Here is a 17,459-nt window from a genome sequence, read left to right as displayed (position 1 = left end):
AAAACCCACTATATGAGTGGGCAAAAGTGGTATTAGTTTTTTTAGATTTGATTGCCTATAATATACATTAATAACATTTAATGTATGCTTGAAAAAGCTAAAAAGGTGGGCATTCAGAATACCCACCCCACTACTTGACAAAGAGCCTTTTTATTTTCACAAGGTGGGGTGGTATGATATGGAATTAAAAGAAGAGAAAAGGACATTGAAAATAACAGGTATGACTTGTGCAAATTGTGCGAGAATAGTTGAAAAATCACTTTCAAAAGTTGAAGGTGTGAAATTTGCTGCGGTAAATTTAGCCACAAATACCGCTTTTGTTGTACTTGAAAAAGAAGTAGATGAAGAAAAATTAAAAAAAGCTGTCGAAAATGTTGGATACGGTGTTTCTGACGAACCTATAGAAATGATAGAAGAAAAGAGATTGAAAAGAATAAAATCTAACATGATAATTGCTTTGGCATTGACCATTCCTCTAATGATTCTTATGTTTTTACACACGAGTGGTAAACATATTCCTTATTTCAAAGAGATTGAATTAATCGTTTCCGCAATAGTCATATTTTACGCTGGTAGAGACACAATAAAAGGAGCTAGCATCGCCCTTTTGCATAAACACTCAAATATGGATACGCTTATTCTTTTTGGTTCTGCTACAGCTTGGTCAACAAATATCTTGACTTATTTTGGCACTAATATCCTTCCTTTTGGTACAATTGGTGCTGTGATAGTTTCTTTGCATCTTCTTGGAAGATACATAGAATCGTATCTTAGAGACAGAGCATCGAAACAAGTAAGAGAATTAATTAATCTGCAAGCTAAGGAAGCGCTTGTAATAACGGACAAAGGTGAAATTTTAATGCCGGTTGAGGCAATAAAAGAAGGCTCCATAGTTGTCGTTAAACCAGGCGAAAGAATTCCAGTAGATGGAATTATAGTCGAAGGTAGTACATCCATAGACGAGTCTATGATTACAGGTGAATCGATACCTGTTTCAAAAGAAGTAAACGATGAAGTTGTTGGTGGTTCATTAAATCTTACAGGTGCTATAAAGATTAAAGTGACAAAAGTTGGTGAAGATACTTTTTTATCGAAGATAATAAATCTTATTCAAGAAGCTCAAGGCGCAAAGGTTCCAATTCAAGCATTAGCAGACAGGATAACAAACTGGTTTGTACCAATGATAATATCATTAGCTACAATAAGTGCTTTTGTTTGGTATTTCAATTTTGAAAATCTCAATATGCTAACTCAAAGCATAAGAAGTTTTCTTCCATGGACGCTCCATACATCAGATCCACTTTCGTTTGCGGTTTTCGTATTTTTGACAACCGTTGTTATAGCCTGTCCTTGCGCACTTGGTCTTGCAACTCCGATGGCGCTAATTGTCGGAACTTCTTTGGCTGCAAAAAAAGGATTACTTATAAGAAACGCCGAGGCTATTCAAACAGCTAAAGAGGTTGGATATGTACTCTTTGATAAAACTGGAACATTGACAGAAGGGAAACCACAGGTAATTTACACAGATTTGCCAGAAAGCGAGTATGAAAAAATACTGGCTATCGAAAATCTATCCAACCATCCTCTTGCAAAAGCTGTAGTTGATTATCTGAGAACGCAAATTAATAATAAAAATAACGATATTGAAATAGAAAAGTTTGAAGAACTGCACGGAAAAGGCGTAAGAGCAAGAGTGAATGGTGATTTTTATTTCATAGGAAAAACTGAAAATATATCAGCTTACGAAGATTACACAATAAACGGTTGCTCAATTGTGGAAGTGCGAAAAAACGAAAATATATTAGGTTTCTTTGCGATCCAAGATGTTATAAGGCACGATTCAAGAGAAGCGATATACAAATTAAGCAAAATGGGTATAACCCCTGTTATGGTTACTGGCGATAATGAAAATACCGCAAGATTTGTTGCAGAAAAACTCGGAATAAAAGAAGTATTTGCAAACGTCAAACCTGAGGAAAAATTGGATATCGTTAGAAAATTTCAAGCTAAAGGCAAGAAAGTTATAATGGTAGGCGATGGTATAAACGATGCAGCAGCTCTGAAAAGCGCGGATATAGGAATAGCCGTAAGTAGTGGAAGTGACATTGCGTTAGATAATTCTGATATAATTATTACAAAAGGTGGAATATCAAAAGTTGTTGATGCGATAGAAATATCTAAATTAACGTTCAAAGCTATCAAAACAAATTTACTTTTTGCGTTTTTCTACAACGTTTTGGCTATTCCACTTGCGATGTTTGGATTATTGCACCCAGCTATAGCAGAAGGCGCCATGGCGATGAGTTCAATTACAGTTATAATTAATTCCATGAGAATTAGAAAAGAAAAGAAGCCTTCATGTTGCAGTTAGGTCTAACATTGTTTAAAAATACTTAAAAACACTTAAGAGAGGAAGGTGTTATTATGGCAAGGTATTTGTTGAAAGTTCCTGATATTTCATGCAACCACTGTAAAATGCGAATTCAAAAAGCACTTGAAGAAATTGGAGAGAAAGACTTTGAAGTGAAAGTCGCTGAGAAAGAAGTAATAATAGACACGGAAAATATCGAAAAAGTTGTCAAAAAATTGGAAGAAATAGACTATCCAGTAGAACAAGCAATTATTCAATAAAATCTTACCTTTTCATCTAGGGAGAACGTTTTCATGGCAATAGAAAGAGAGAAAAAATATTTCGTCGATGAAACGCTTGCAAAAAATCTAATAAAAAGTTCATTGGCAAAATTAGGTGTAATCCAATGGTATTTAGAAAAATGCCCAATTAAAACTGATAGAGAATGTAGGGTAAGGTACACCGTAGATGAGCATGGAAACGAAAAGTGGATAGTTGCTTTTAAATCAGACCTCAGGGAAGATTTTACAAGAATTGAGGAAGAGCACGAGATAAGTCCAGCAAATGAGCTTTTTGGTGAACTTTCAAAAAGCCCAGTAGTTGTGAAAATAAGATACTTTCTATTATTCAAGCCAGCAGAGGTTGTTTTGGATGAATTTTTAGAAATTGATAAACCTTACCGTGTAAACATAAAATATATGGCGGAGATTGAAACAGAGGACGAATTCGAAAAATACGAAAGCGTGTTTAATCTCCGAAAAGATATGTCGATTGAAGAGTTCAAAACCTTTACTAACAAAAATATAGCCGTAATTAGTCAGATAAAACCTGAAAAATTGATTGAAAAAGTCAGGAAAATGATGAATTTAGAATAATAAAGTGGCTCTTAAGAGCCACTTTATTGTTAATGATTATTATGATTATTTTTCTTCAAACGCAAAACCTAAGGTCTTCAGTATCTTCTTCTCATTGTAGAATATCAACAGTATATATCCAAGAATCATAAACGAAAGGGATACTATAGCACTAATTCTAAGTCCCATTTCATTAACTTCGTTTTTGCCAAGGATAAATAACGATGGAAAGATAAGTCCAGCAACCGTTTGGCCCATCTTCTGCATGAAAGTCCTTGCTCCAAAGAAAACTGCAGCCTTGTAATTTCCTGTTTCCCTTCCGTGAGCTTCCGCAATATCGGCAACCATTGCGTTCGGAAGTATACCAAATATAGCCAAAGGAATAGCAGAAAGAATAGCCACAATGTAACTTTGTATAATTGGAGATACATTGTACTTACCAAGCATCGAAACAAATACAAAATCAATTGCGAAGATGATAAAGCCAATCATTAAAAGTTTTTTCTTACCAAATTTCTTAGCTAAAAAGTTGACTGGAACATAGAATATAAAGGATAATAAGAACATTATAAGCTGCACTTGTGAAGCTTGCTCTTTTGGAAGTCCCAATAAAACCGTAACGTAATAAACAAGTCCCAGGCTAATACCAGTCAAACCAACCCAATAGAGCAAATCTTGAAATACAAATATTAAGAAATTTTTCTCCTTGAACGCGGTTATAATTGCCTCTAAACCGCCTTCATTTACGGTATGACTTTCGCAGTAACGCTTTTCATCGATGAATATAATTGGCAAAAGCATTAACACAAAACCTATTATCCCATAGACAATAACTACCAATTGAAATGCCCTTACCGGTTCAAAGCCTGCTTTTTCAAGCAAAGTCTGGAACAAATAGACTTGTGTACCAATTACATAACCAATTGCCCATGTAATAGAAATAAGTGTACTTAGAAGTAACCTTTCGTTTGGATCATGCCCCAATTCACTCATCCAAGCAAAGAAAGGTGTAACGTACATAGTCATAAACCAATAGAAAATTATCACAGTTGCGAATAACCAAGCGGTATTTAACGCAAAATTATTAGCCGAAGGAGGTAAGAAAGGTAAGAAAGAAAATATCGCAAACGGTAAAACACTAATTGCTAAAAATCCTCGCCTCCTACCAAGTTTTAATTTACTTCTATCAGATAGCGTCGCGACAATTGGATCTGTAACCGCATCAAAAAACCTTGAAACTCCCAAAGCAAGTCCAACAATAGTCAAACCCGCAAATACAATACCTCTTTGAATAAATTGTGGAAAGTTAACCGTTTCTGGCGGCATGTAAAAGTAAACAAGCGCATTTCCAATAGCAAAACTCACAAGTGACCAACCAAGCTGACCAAGAGCATACATCCACTTCTTCCACATCGGCAATCTTTCAGCCATAACCTCAACCCCCTTACATTTATAATAATTATTTTAGTTATCCTAATTATTCATTATTATTCATTTATCATTTTTGGTAACGTTACCGCACTTCATAAAAAAATTCTATCACTTAATCATTAAAAATTATAAGTTTTTTTCAGATTGTTATTATCAAAAATAATTAATTAAAAAAAAATTTTTTCTTTAAAAAAATTTTTTCTTTAATTATCTATATTTATATTTGTTTTTCACTTAAAATTGTTTATTGGCATTTTATGAACAATAATTATACTTCCTAAAAGGAAGATATAATTGAGTTAAGTGTAAATTAACAAAAAAACACATTAAAAAGTTACTTATAAGTAAATTTTTAAAAAAATTTATATATTATAATTGCATTGAGATTAACCTTAGATAGTAAGATAAAAATTTTGGGGGAGAATGGTAGAATAATGAAACACTCATTTTTTATGCAATCTCACACCAATGGTAAAAATAAAGAAATGGAAATCCGCTTTCCATTGCATGTGCCAAAAATGTATGAGAGAGAACCTCACATTAAAGAATGTCTAACTTGTATTTTTTGGAGTGGACATAGAAGGTTTGAGAATAGAAAATTTATAGCCGTTTCTAAAAAAACAATCGGGAATTGTTTATGGATTAACCAATATAAAACTGCGTCGGAAAGCTGTAACCAATGGAAAGGAAAATAAATTAATTTCTAATAAATATTTTTAATAAAAAAGCAGCCCACCATCTTGTAGGGCTGCTTTTTTTCGTTTGTTATTTTAACATTACCATCAGTAGAAAATTTTCGCCAATTGCTTAATGTAGTAATCTACAGGTCTCACGTTAAGCATTGTTTCGCTGTAAGGTACTTCTGTAACTATGAATCCTTTAACTCCAACCGCATGGTAGAATTTACCCATTTTTACTAGTTCGACAGCACGAGCACTCATCTGCGTTGCAATAATTCTATCAATTGCAGCTGGCACGCCTCCCCTTTGGATATAGCCAAGGTTTGTGTAACGCCATTCGATGTTTAATTTTCTTTCTATGTAAAGTCCTATAACTTCAGCTGGGTCTGTTTCATATGAGCATTTGCATTCATCTAATATTTCATCTGGTAGTTTTACTCCATCTTCAACAACTACGATCGAGAATCTTTTTCCGCTTTCGTATCTGTGTTGAATTGTTGTGACAAGTTCTTTTGGATCTACAGCATCAGAACTTGTTACAACAAAATCGGCTCCACCTGCGAGTCCTCCAAATGTCGCAAGCCATCCACCCGGTGCTCCCATTGTCTTTACTATCATTACACGGTGGTGTGATTCAGCTGTTGAGTGGATAATATCAAGTGCTTGAGTCACATGCTCAAGTGCTGTGATGAAACCTATTGAGAAGTCGGTAAACGATAAATCATTGTCTATCGTTGCTGGAACTATTATGCTTGGTATTCCGTACTTTTGCAAGTTCAAAGCACTTTTAACCGCGTTTCTTCCTCCAAAAATAATGTATCCTGATATGCCATATTGAGTTGTTTTGTTTTTTATAGTTACTAAATCTTCGTCTTTTTCTGGGATAAATAGCGAAGTCCCAAGTATCGTTCCACCTCTGTGGAGTATACCAGAAACGTCGTCTCTAACTAGTATATCCACTTTATCTTTAAGTAACCCTTCAAAACCATCTTTTATTCCCATTACCTCTATCTCTTTTTCAATTGCATTTACTACAACTGACCTTATCGCAGCATTTAAACCTGGACAGTCGTTACCTACTGAGAGTATACCTATTCTCCTCATTTATAGCCACCTCCCCACTATTGAGTAAAATACTATCGATGTTATTGCCATTAATTTAATAAGAATATTGAGAGACGGACCAGCTGTGTCTTTGTAAGGGTCACCAACTGTGTCACCAACAACAGTTGCTTTGTGTGTAAACGAGCCTTTACCACCTAGGTGCCCTTCTTCAACATATTTCTTGGCATTGTCCCATGCTCCTCCTGAATTCGCCATGAATATCGCAAGTGCGACACCTGTCACTGTTGAACCGATAAGTAAACCTGCGACTGCTTGAACCCCAAGACCTACCATAAGAATAATTGGTGCGAGAATGGCTAAGATTGCCGGAAGTACCATTCGTTTCAAGGCACCTTTCGTTGCTATTTTTATACAACTTTGATAATCTGGCTCGCTCGTACCAGAAAGTATGCCCGGTATCTCTTTTATTTGTCTTCTGATTTCTTCAACCATATCGTTTGCCGCATCACCAACAGCGTTCATTGTAAGTGCTGAGAAGAAGAATGTCAGCATCGCACCAATAAGTGCTCCAATGAACATTTTAGGATCTTGAAGATTTATTTCTTGAACGTGAGCAGTTGAACCAAAATTCGCAAATAATGCTATAGCTGTGAGGGCCGCTGAACCTATCGCAAAACCTTTACCCATTGCCGCGGTTGTGTTTCCAAGAGCATCTAATTTATCAGTAATTGCTCTGACACTTTTATCTAAACCTGACATTTCCGCAACTCCACCTGCGTTATCCGCTATAGGACCGTACGCATCAACGGAAAGGTTCATAGCAAGTGTTGCCAACATACCAACGCCTGCCATGGCTATGCCATAAAGCCCTGCAATTTTGTAAGCTAATAACGTTCCTACAGCAATAATTATCGTTATTACCGCTGTTGATTCCATTCCAAGGGCCGTACCGCTGATGATAACGTTCGCTGGTCCCATCATAGCAGAGTGCGCCAATTTTTCGACTTTCTTTCCAGAAGTGTACCATTCGGTGATAAGGCCTATAGCTACTCCGACGATGTTACCGATGAGAACTACCCAGAAGAGATTTAAGTTTTTCTCTATAATTGCATATGCCAAGGAAAATATTAAAAACACAACACTTGACGCAATTGTGCCACTTCTCAATGCCAAGGCAGGTTCTGTATTCATTTTTGAAAGAACCTTAACTAAGATGATCGCAAGTATCGATGCAATTAAACCAAAACCTACTATGTAAAGTGTGTTTAAGATTCCTTTATCTCCAAATAAAATATAACCAAGTGCTATTCCTGAAAATATCGAACCAACGTAAGATTCGTAAAGGTCCGCACCCATTCCTGCAACGTCACCAACGTTATCTCCGACATTGTCGGCTATAACCGCAGGGTTTCTTGGGTCATCTTCTGGTAAATTTGATTCAACTTTTCCCACGATATCCGCACCAACATCCGCTGCTTTTGTGTATATACCTCCACCAACTCTCGCAAATAAAGCCACAAATGATGCACCAAGTGAATAATAACTGACTGCTTGGAGTCCAAATGTTAGATAAACTATGCTTAAACCAAGAAGACCTAAGACGGAAACGGTTAGCCCCATAACTGCTCCACCAGAAAATGCTATATCTAATGCTTCACCAACACCTTTTGTCGCACCCCATGCGGTACGCGCGTTAGATTTAGTAGCTATCATCATACCAAAAAAGCCTGCTAAAACCGAAAAAACTGAACCAATAATAAACGAAAGCGCTTGTTTATATCCTGTAGTGAATGTAAATAAAAGAGCTAAAACTATGACTATTGGAAAAAATACGGTGTACTCCTGGAACAAGAACGAGCGTGCACCTTTTTGGATTATGTTTGAAATCCTCTCTGTTTTTTCGTTTCCTGGACTTTTGTCAAGTACTGATAACGTTAGATAGATAATCAGTACAGTACCTATAGCTATCGAGGAAAATAGTAGTATCAAAATCCCAACCTCCTTTTAAATATTAATTTTTAACTGAATTTATAGACTGCACAAGTCTCTTTTACTTTTATAAAAAACCGGGGATGTGGATCCCCGATTTGTGTTCCATAACTATAATTCTTATTTTAAGACAATTTTTATCATAATTATACCGATTTGACCCACTTAATTACTACTGGGGATGCTATGAATATTGACGAGTATGTACCTACAACAACACCTATAGTCATTCCAAAAGCAAACGATTTGATTCCACCTGTTGAAAATAGCAAGAGCATTAAAACCGTAAAGAAGGTTGTTAACGATGTGTTTATAGTTCTTACTAAGACAGAATTTATACTATCGTTTACAATTGTCGCTATGTCTTTACCTCTGAATTTCTTTCCAAATTCTCTTATTCTATCGAATACGATAATAGTGTCATTAACAGAGTAACCGACAAGGGTTAGTAACGCTGCAATAGCTGCGATGTTCATTTCAATCCCGAATATAGAATAAAATCCCATTGTTATTATAACATCGTGTATGAGTGCTAATATTGCACCAACACCAAATGAAAATTTGAATCTAAGAGCAACGTAAACAAGTATACCAAGTAGAGTAAATACTATAGCCTTCCATGTAAGATTTTTTATTTCATTCGCTGCATCACCACTAATTTCATTGAAAGACGCAACTTTTGCATTAAGTAAGTTTTCTATCTTTTTCGAAATCTCCGCTTTTTCGTCCGCTGTGTAAACTCTCAATTGTCCTTTTTCGTCTTTTGGGGCAACAACTATTGAAAATGTTTTATCTGTTTCTTGACCCAATGCATGAACTTCAAGTATCCTTGCATTTGTAAATTCTTGACCAAGTGAGGAAATCTTTTGTCTTACGTCTGCGACAGTCATATCTTTTGATGCTTTAACAACTATTTCGCTTCCACCGATAAATTCTAAACCAAGATTAAATCCCTTGGTGAAAAAACTTATTATTGAAACAATTATAAGGACAGCTGATAATGCCATAAAGAAGTATCGTTTACCAACAAAATCGATTTTCATTACTGTGCACCCCCTGTCTTTCTCACTCTAATTGCTCCAGCCATTGCGTCAAGTAAGAATTTGCTGAATACCAAATTCATGAACATTGCTGAGAAGATACCAACGATTGTTGTTATAGCAAAGCCTTTTATTGTTCCCGTACCAAAGTAGTAAAGGAAGAGAGCTGCGATTATAGTCGTTAGGTTTGCGTCAAAGAGTGTCCAGAAAGATCTTGAAAATGCAACTTCTATAGCTGCTTTTGGTGTTTTTCCACCTCTGATTTCTTCTTTTATCCTTTCGTAAATAATTATATTTCCATCAACAAGTGTACCTATTGTAAAGATTATACCTGCGATACCTGGTAATGTTAATATTGCGCCCGTACCGGCCAAGAAACCGAATATTAGTGCAAGTGCGTAGAATATACCTATAACTGCAACAAAGCTCATAACACCATAGAAAGCAAGCATGTAAATAATTACTAACACCGCGCCAATTAGACCTGCGTTTAAAGATTGTTTAAGTACATCTTTACCAAGAAGTGGTGAAACGAGGCTTGCAGAAGTTTTCTCAAGTCTTGCAGGTAGTGCCCCACTTCTCAAAATCGCTGCAAGCTCTTTAGCTTCGTCAAATGTGAAATTACCTCTAATCTGTCCTTTACCATCTTCTATTGGGCTTACAACAAATCCTACAAATTGAACTTTGTCATCAAGTACTATTGCGAGTCTCTTCTTTAAAGCCATTTGATATTGTGTCGTACCACTATTGAGGACTTGTTCTGGTACATAAAGCTCTTTTGTTATATTTTTAAATACTTCAACGTATTCTCTTGCCAAGGTGAACGATACAACATAATTTGCAACACCTTTTTGGTCAACAGTAGGAACTGCTTCGGAAATTCTTGGACCAGAAAGGACAAGATCTTTTCTGTTATTGATTTCTTTCTTTATTAAGTACCATTTTTTTCCGTCTTTATCTGAATACCATTGTGCTCCTTCCCTAGTAGCAAGGTTCACATCATCAGGATTAGTAGTTGGATCGTAATCTCTTTCGTCGATTGCCTGACCAAACCACAAAAGACCGGTTGAACCAACCAATTTTTCAGCAAATGATGTGTCAGTTGCATCAGGAATTTCAACTATGATAAATGAATTATTTTCCCTGAAACTTTTCTTTACTACTGCTTCCGTATATCCAGCCGAGTCAAGCCTATTTCTGAGAACTGTCCACACATCGTCAACTACAGCACTTGGATTTTCTACACCTTTTTCAATATCAACTCTGTACTCAAGCCTTACACCACCGCTGAGGTCCAAACCGAGTTTGATTCTACTGAAAAGCTTAGCAATACCTGTTGCTTGTCTTCCCCCTGGTAATAACAATGCCACAACGGCTGCGACCAGTAGTGCTAATGAAATTATGAGTCTTACACGGTCACTTCGCATAGTAATACCCTCCCTTGATGTTTATTCTTTAGAATTCTCCTTGGAATTATCGTTTTCTTCTTCCTTTACCTCTTCTTTCTCCTTAATAACCTTTGCAATGTAAGCTTTGTGAATTTCGAGCTCAGTTGAGTTTGCACTCTTAACTTTTATTGTGTCCTTTTTGATATCAATTATCTTTCCAACAATTCCACCAGTTGTTATAATTGTGTCTCCTCTTTTAAGGGATTCAACCATTTGCTTAAATTCTTTTTCTCTTCTTCTTTGAGGTAAAATAACCAAGAAATACATCATTGCAAAGAATATAAGAAGCATTATGAGCATTTGCATCAATGCTCCTGCTCCACTTGTTGAAGTAGCTGTTGTTCCTGTCGTCGCACCTGCATCAGGTGCGCCTGCAAAAATCATCCTCATAACAATACCTCCTTTTATTTTAACGACATTTCTGCCGCTTTCACAGTGTGTTCCATTAATACAAGAGTTGTAATACGACCAACTCCGCCTGGAACCGGTGTTAATTCGCAAATTTCAGAAACAGATGGATCAACATCTCCAACAATCTCATCCCCTTCAACGTTGATTCCAACATCTATAACTATTGTACCAGGTTTGAAGTAATCTTTTCCAAACATCTTCGCTTTTCCTATAGCAACAACTACAATATCCGAATTTTTGGTAATCTCAGCAATATCTTTTGTTCTTGAGTGACAAATTGTAACTGTTGCATCTATACCTTTTTGAAGAAGAAGCATAGCAAGAGGTTTTCCAACCGTGACACTTCGACCAATTACCGCTATCTTTTTACCCGATGGATTTGTGAGGTAATTTATTATCCTTAAAACCGCCTCCGCTGTACATGGAGGGAATACTGGTTTGTCATACAAAATGTTACCAAGGTTAATTGGATGGCGTCCTTCAATATCTTTATCCGGTGATATTAAAGAAACTGCCTCGTACTCAGAAATATCAGATGGTAACGGGTGCGTCAAAAATATTCCGTTTACGGAACCATCTGCTGAGAGTTTTGGTAAAAGAATTTTCAAATCCATCGCTTTTGGTGCTTCATACACCGCAAAATCAATTCCAAATCTTTTTGCTTGTTTTTCTTGGCTTCTTAAGTACGCCAATGTTGAAGAATCAGGTTGACAAGTAACTGCAACCAACTTTGGAGGTTTAGAAAGTTTAGATACACGTTCTTTTATATTTTCAACCATTGAAGAATACAAAGGTTCTATATTGATAAACATAAAAACACTTCCCCTCACTTACTTCTAAAAATATTAACTAACTTATAATTAAATTATTGTGCATAAACGGGTTTCAGTCCAGTGTTATAAAGTATTCCACATACTTCGTACATACCTTTCTTCGTGACACAAAGAACCACTCCAGACATTTCGGCAGCTGCTTTTGTCTCAGGCATTATATCCCTGTTTCTAACAATTAAAACTACAGGAATCCCAACAACTCCAGCTGTTCTAACACACTGTGGAGTTGCTAAACCTGTTACCAGTAAAGACCCGGGTTCAGAAAGCGCAAGAACATCACTCATTAAATCAGATGCTGCAACTTTTTCTATCTCTATTTCTTCAGGATTTACACCACTATTGACCACTATTTCACCTTCAACTATTTTGAGTAACTCACTAAGTTTCACAATAAATCACCTCTATAGCCGTATTTTATAAATGCTTCGTATGTCCATGGACAAGTTTCTTTAAATATATCGGCTATTGCTATAGCGTATTGTTGAATTTCCCATTGAGCATGTGAATCTGCTCTCAAGTTCAAAAAGTTCATTAAACTTCTTGCGTTTACCGTCCAATAAAATTGTGTATATGTTGCTAATGGCAAGACTATTCTTGCAAGTTCACGTGCTACACCTAAGCCTATCAACTCTTTGTAAATTTTATAGCTTTCATCAAATACATTTTCCATCATATCAATAACTTTGCGCAAAAGTTCTTCGTCGTTTAATTGAACTGCTTTTTGTCTATCTTCTGGTACGTTTACACGAACATTGGAAGGGATATAGAATTCTTCGTCTTTTATCTCTGTATATCTTTGGCTTATTTCATTGAATGAACCTATCCTGTGTCTAAACCATTGTCTTGCGACAAAGAGTGGGGCTTTTGCGTGGAATGTAAAGACAATGTGCTCAAATGGTGTTTCGTGACCATGTTCCATAAGGTATATAATAAGTGCTTTATCACGTTCCGGTGTTTTAAGTCCTTGACCATAAGAAACACGTGCCGCTTTTACCGCCGCATAATCATCACCCATCATGTCAACTAATCTAACGAAACCCTTATCGAGTATATTCTTCTCAAATTTTGAAAAATCAATATTTTCCATATTTTGTCTTTCTGCTCTTTTTCCTGACGTCTCGTCTATTGCCAAACAAGTCCACCTCCATTGATTTTATTAAAATAATGTATCTTTCTAAAGTAATCATGTTTTCAGTTAACCATTTATCTAACAAAGAAGGAGTTACCAATTGAAATACTGGATCAAAGGTTAAACGATGATACGGAGTGGGACCATACTTTTTTAGTAATTCAATATGCTCAGAAGTAGCATATCCTTTGTGTTTTGATAGATTATATTCTGGAAATTCTTTATCAAACTTTTTCATTATCCTATCCCGTGTCACTTTTGCCAAAATTGATGCAGCCGATATTTGATAAACTTTTTCATCACCTTTTACAATACACTTAGAAGGAAAATTCAGTCTCAAATCCTTTCCATCAACATAAATATTTTTTCCTTCATCTATCTTGATATAATAAGAAAGTATTTCCAGCGCTCTATTCATCGCTAATTCAGTCGCATGAAGTATATTGTATACATCTATTTCGTCTGGTGTGGCTATTCCGATTCCAAACTTTGCGCTAAAAGATATTTTTTCATACAGCTCTTCTCTTTTGGATTCACTAAGTTTTTTGCTGTCCGTTATCCCTTCTATGTATATACCCTCATCAAAAAAAACAGCAGCCGCAACTACCGGACCAAAAATTGGGCCCCTGCCAGCTTCGTCAACACCTATAATGGAATAGTCAATTGTCCCTTTTGTACTCATAATACTTAACCCCTAATGTTGTTTTTTGATAAAAAATCAATTCTTATCGAGCTTTTATAGTCTTATAAATCTCGTTGACATCCTTCACAAAATTATCGATTTTATCTCCAGAAATAACTATCAACCAATTATCCTTGTACCAAACATACAAATCGGTATTTTCTAGCCTCAAAGTAAAAACGCCATAATCACCCATATTTACCTTGAAATACTTTAACTTGAAAGGATTGTTGTATTTCTTTGTGATTTTATTCCAACTTTCTTTTGCGTGTTCTTCATCGTCGTATTTGAAGACCATGAATATTCCATCAACTCCGTCAAATATAGCATATCTACCTTCACCGAGGTAAATATCACCAAAACCTTCTATGTATCCACTATCGATTAAGTAATACTTGTTACTCAAAACATTTATTGCAGCCTCTTGGGAGTAGCTTGAAGGAGGTACTTCAGGAATAAAAGGCACCGAACATGAGAAAAATAGTAAAGTTAATACAAAAACCAATACAATGTACGTAAAACTATTTAATCTATATTTTTGAATCATCTTAAACTCACCTCTAATACTTTCTTGTTTGTTTTACATAATTTTTATTCTCCAAAAAAGTATTTTATCGCTTCCTTAACAATTGTCTCGCTAATGGCTAAGTCTGCGTGGTCAAATCCTTCAAATACCTTTTCATTACCATAGTATGTCGCGCTGAATAGTGGTACCATCCCATCATTTTGAGTAAAATCGGAATCTTTTGGATAAATTATCTTTATAGTACTTTCGAGAATTTGCAACGCAATAGATGAAAAAAAATCAGTATTTATTAAATTTTTAACTATGCTACTTGTGTTTGCGTTTATTTTGGCTGCAAAATTCATAAAATTGATATTTTCTGGAATTTCAGGTTTTTCAAATCCAAATGTCAGGTATTTATAATTTGGCGCATCAATAAAAACCCACGCAGTATTAGCCATTAAAATTACGGTCTTTATTATGTCCCATTTTGGATGAAACTTCAAAACGCTCTTGTCCAAAACTACAAAATTAGCAAGCGGTGTTCCAAGATGAGGTGTTCCAGCGAAGATGATTTTGTTCACAAATTCCCTAAATTCTTCATTTTGAAGCACATATCTCAGAAGAATTCCACCCATACTGTGAGCATATATATTTACTTTTTTATTCAATTTGATTATTTCATCGACTAAAATTTTTGCCGTTTCTTCAAGTGGCACATCAAGCGTTGGATATATAAATATGTAAAGACCACAATTTTTAGGCAATAAACTATTCCATGTATTTACAAAATATTCTTTGTATAAAGTCCAACTACCGTTAACTTCCATAGGGTCAATTCCGTGAATGAGAACAACTGAAAGTTCTCCATCTCTTATTTTAACTATTTCTGGCACAGGTCTTTCCCAATAAACTTCCGAGACTTTTGTATATTCAAAGAAAGGTTTTATTTCTTTTATAGTTCTATAAACAGGTATTCCGTTGTTATAATACACATAATACTGCGCTGGAAATGATAGTGAAATGGTAACCAAAACCAAGAGTAAACTTAATAAGCTAGTTTTAATAACAATACCTCCAGTATATCTGAAGCATCTTCCGTTCTATCGACAATATCACCTATGTTTATTATTAATTCTTTAAGTTGCATTTTCTCAGCAAGTTGTAAATCTAAAGAGAAAATTTCCTTTAGTGCAACTTCCTCAATCATATCTTCGTCATGCTCGTATTTTTCAACTTCAAGTATATAAGCATTGACCTTATCAATGTCATTAAACAATTCTTCAACAGATTTATAGAATGATTTAGAAGCATTTACAGCACATTCAAGCTGACTAAGAATTTTATCTTTTATGTTTTCTGGCACATTAGGTTGCTGATAATCGATTATTTTACTTACCGATTCACATTTGTTGATTATTTTATCTATGCTCTCACTCAAAGAATGAATTACTTCCCTCATATCGGGTAAAAATAATCCTTTGTAGGATTCTGATATTATAAACCTTCTTATCTCATCGGCTTCGTGCTCAATTGTTTTGATTAATAAAAATACTTCTCTCTGTCTTTCACATTCTGGGGAAAAATAGCACGTGAAAAAATCTTTTAAAGCCATTGTCGCTTCAATGGTTTTTCTGGAAAGCTGTATTAATTTTTCTATTACTTCCCTTTCTTTCTTTGCAAATGAGAAAGGCACACATACCACCTCAATTAACATTTAAGTATTAAATTTTTCTAATTTCTATTTAATTATATCACATTTTCTCAAAAAAACGAGAAAAGAATCTCCGTATTCTTTTATTTTAAATACTCTAATGAATTTTAAGATATTTTCATCTGGTATCTCTCTCTTTGAACATTGAAGGATGAAAATGGAAGTTTCATGCATCACGTTGTGTACTCTTTGAACAATATCATTAACCAAGCCAAGTTCATAAGGAGGGTCTGAGTATATTATATCAAAAACGTTTCCGTAACTTTCCAAAAATCTCCTAACATCTTCTTTGTATATTTTTATCTTGTCATCCAAGCCAAGGTTTTTAGCATTTTCTTTAACGGTCGAAATAGCCTTATTTGAAACGTCGACAAAAACAACTTCTTTTGCTCCGTTGCTGAGCATTTCAAATCCAACAGAACCACTTCCACAGCAAACATCCGCGCAAATCTTACCTTCAAATTCGACTATGTTGACTAAACTTCTCCTTAGTATAGCTGATGTATAACGAGTTCGTGGATCTGGGACTGTTTTTATTAACTTCCCTTTTAATTCCCCACTCTCAATCCTAAGCATTATTTATCACCATCATCACTTTCTTCATTTCCTTCGTTGGAATTTAACTTAACAATGACTGTTAGTTCTCCCTTAACATTTTTGAATTTTTCTAAAGCTCCTTCAATTGTCCCAAAATAGTGTTCTTCGTAAAATTTCGTTAGTTCTCTTGCTATAAATACTTCGCAACTGCCGAGTATACTTTTTATATCTTCAAGTGTTTTTAAAAGTCTTTCCGGGCTTTCGAAGAAGACAAAAGATTCTATTAATCCTAAATTTCTTACTTGCTCTAATTTCCTTAACAACCTTCTTCTATTTTTATCTTTTGGCATAAACCCTATAAAATAAAAGTGAGTTCCTCTGAACCCACTTACAGCTACCGCACTTGTTAAGGCACTCGGTCCTGGTATAACTTCTACCTTTATACCTTTTTCGTGACATCTTTTGACAAGGTTGTAACCTGGATCGGAAATAACGGGCATTCCTGCATCGGAAACCTGAGCCACTTTCTTCCCTGACTTTATAATTTCTATTATCTTATCTATCTTTTTGTAAGAGTTGTGTTCGTTAAACGATTCTATGTACTTTTCGATACCAAAATATTGCAGAAGACTCTTCGTCCGTCTGGTGTCTTCTGCAATTACAATATCAACATCTTTTAAAACCTCTAAAGCTCTGAATGTTATATCTTTCAAATTTCCAATAGGTGTTCCAACAATGTATAGCATTCCGTATTCTTTGTTATTTTCGCTTTTGTTCACCATAAAATCAAC

18 protein-coding genes are annotated in these 17,459 nt (G+C 35.3%); 3 read left to right on the top strand and 15 right to left on the bottom strand.

Translation table 11 applies throughout. The features are described from left to right. Positions 1 to 178 precede the first annotated feature (178 nt). The 3 genes from FNOD_RS07050 to FNOD_RS07040 are packed head-to-tail and all read left to right on the top strand — an operon-like array spanning position 179 to position 3,225. A complete protein-coding gene (locus tag FNOD_RS07050; RefSeq protein ID WP_011994503.1) occupies positions 179 to 2,371 on the top strand; it encodes a heavy metal translocating P-type ATPase in 2,193 nt (730 codons plus the stop codon). A 53-nt stretch (positions 2,372 to 2,424) separates the two neighbouring features. Next, positions 2,425 to 2,631, top strand: coding sequence for a heavy-metal-associated domain-containing protein (locus FNOD_RS07045; protein ID WP_011994502.1), 207 nt, complete (start codon positions 2,425 to 2,427; stop codon positions 2,629 to 2,631). 33 nt (positions 2,632 to 2,664) lie between these two features. Beyond that, on the top strand, positions 2,665 to 3,225 hold the full coding sequence (locus FNOD_RS07040; RefSeq protein ID WP_011994501.1) for a CYTH domain-containing protein: 561 nt from the start codon (positions 2,665 to 2,667) through the stop codon (positions 3,223 to 3,225). 45 nt (positions 3,226 to 3,270) lie between these two features. On the opposite strand, the gene FNOD_RS07035 is transcribed toward FNOD_RS07040, so the two are convergent. From FNOD_RS07035 to rsmI, 15 genes are all read right to left on the bottom strand, one after another. Further along, complete coding sequence (locus tag FNOD_RS07035) at positions 3,271 to 4,635, bottom strand: MFS transporter (RefSeq protein WP_011994500.1); 1,365 nt, start codon at positions 4,633 to 4,635, stop codon at positions 3,271 to 3,273. 782 nt (positions 4,636 to 5,417) lie between these two features. Next, complete coding sequence (locus FNOD_RS07025; protein ID WP_011994499.1) at positions 5,418 to 6,419, bottom strand: 6-phosphofructokinase; 1,002 nt, start codon at positions 6,417 to 6,419, stop codon at positions 5,418 to 5,420. Beyond that, positions 6,420 to 8,369 carry a sodium-translocating pyrophosphatase gene (locus tag FNOD_RS07020; RefSeq protein WP_011994498.1) on the bottom strand — a complete coding sequence of 650 codons (1,950 nt, stop codon included), beginning with the start codon at positions 8,367 to 8,369 and terminating at the stop codon, positions 6,420 to 6,422. A 146-nt stretch (positions 8,370 to 8,515) separates the two neighbouring features. Further along, positions 8,516 to 9,412 (bottom strand): protein translocase subunit SecF, encoded by an 897-nt coding sequence (gene secF / locus FNOD_RS07015; protein ID WP_011994497.1) that lies wholly within the window; start codon positions 9,410 to 9,412, stop codon positions 8,516 to 8,518. After that, positions 9,412 to 10,836: a protein translocase subunit SecD gene (gene secD / locus FNOD_RS07010; protein WP_011994496.1), complete on the bottom strand. Its 1,425-nt coding sequence runs from the start codon at positions 10,834 to 10,836 to the stop codon at positions 9,412 to 9,414. Before secD ends, secF begins: the two co-directional genes overlap by 1 nt. Positions 10,837 to 10,857: 21 nt before the next feature. Continuing rightward, positions 10,858 to 11,247, bottom strand: a complete 390-nt coding sequence (gene yajC, locus FNOD_RS07005) for a preprotein translocase subunit YajC (protein ID WP_011994495.1) — start codon at positions 11,245 to 11,247, stop codon at positions 10,858 to 10,860. Positions 11,248 to 11,261: 14 nt separating this feature from the next. Then, positions 11,262 to 12,080 carry a bifunctional 5,10-methylenetetrahydrofolate dehydrogenase/5,10-methenyltetrahydrofolate cyclohydrolase gene (locus FNOD_RS07000; RefSeq protein ID WP_011994494.1) on the bottom strand — a complete coding sequence of 273 codons (819 nt, stop codon included), beginning with the start codon at positions 12,078 to 12,080 and terminating at the stop codon, positions 11,262 to 11,264. Positions 12,081 to 12,133: 53 nt separating this feature from the next. Then, positions 12,134 to 12,490, bottom strand: a complete 357-nt coding sequence (locus FNOD_RS06995) for a hypothetical protein (protein WP_011994493.1) — start codon at positions 12,488 to 12,490, stop codon at positions 12,134 to 12,136. Continuing rightward, positions 12,487 to 13,188, bottom strand: coding sequence for an FAD-dependent thymidylate synthase (gene thyX / locus FNOD_RS06990; protein ID WP_011994492.1), 702 nt, complete (start codon positions 13,186 to 13,188; stop codon positions 12,487 to 12,489). Before thyX ends, FNOD_RS06995 begins: the two co-directional genes overlap by 4 nt. Beyond that, on the bottom strand, positions 13,175 to 13,912 hold the full coding sequence (locus tag FNOD_RS06985) for a ribonuclease HII (RefSeq protein ID WP_011994491.1): 738 nt from the start codon (positions 13,910 to 13,912) through the stop codon (positions 13,175 to 13,177). The genes thyX and FNOD_RS06985 overlap by 14 nt, the downstream gene beginning before the upstream one ends. Positions 13,913 to 13,955: 43 nt before the next feature. Then, positions 13,956 to 14,459 carry a DUF3242 domain-containing protein gene (locus FNOD_RS06980; protein ID WP_011994490.1) on the bottom strand — a complete coding sequence of 168 codons (504 nt, stop codon included), beginning with the start codon at positions 14,457 to 14,459 and terminating at the stop codon, positions 13,956 to 13,958. Between the two features lie 44 nt (positions 14,460 to 14,503). Then, the gene (locus FNOD_RS06975; RefSeq protein WP_238374576.1) at positions 14,504 to 15,457 is read right to left on the bottom strand and encodes an esterase/lipase family protein; all 954 of its coding nucleotides are present in this window, start codon (positions 15,455 to 15,457) and stop codon (positions 14,504 to 14,506) included. A gap of 8 nt (positions 15,458 to 15,465) precedes the next feature. Beyond that, positions 15,466 to 16,113, bottom strand: a complete 648-nt coding sequence (locus FNOD_RS06970; RefSeq protein WP_011994488.1) for a DUF47 domain-containing protein — start codon at positions 16,111 to 16,113, stop codon at positions 15,466 to 15,468. 45 nt (positions 16,114 to 16,158) lie between these two features. Next, the gene (locus FNOD_RS06965) at positions 16,159 to 16,707 is read right to left on the bottom strand and encodes an RsmD family RNA methyltransferase (protein ID WP_011994487.1); all 549 of its coding nucleotides are present in this window, start codon (positions 16,705 to 16,707) and stop codon (positions 16,159 to 16,161) included. Continuing rightward, positions 16,707 to 17,450: a 16S rRNA (cytidine(1402)-2'-O)-methyltransferase gene (gene rsmI, locus FNOD_RS06960; protein WP_011994486.1), complete on the bottom strand. Its 744-nt coding sequence runs from the start codon at positions 17,448 to 17,450 to the stop codon at positions 16,707 to 16,709. The genes FNOD_RS06965 and rsmI overlap by 1 nt, the downstream gene beginning before the upstream one ends. Positions 17,451 to 17,459: the final 9 nt, after the last annotated feature.

The sequence above is a fragment of the Fervidobacterium nodosum Rt17-B1 genome, from assembly GCF_000017545.1.
Lineage (GTDB): Bacteria > Thermotogota > Thermotogae > Thermotogales > Fervidobacteriaceae > Fervidobacterium > Fervidobacterium nodosum.
The sequence above is the reverse complement of the archived record's forward strand: the minus strand, read 5'-3'. Positions and strand labels throughout refer to the sequence as shown.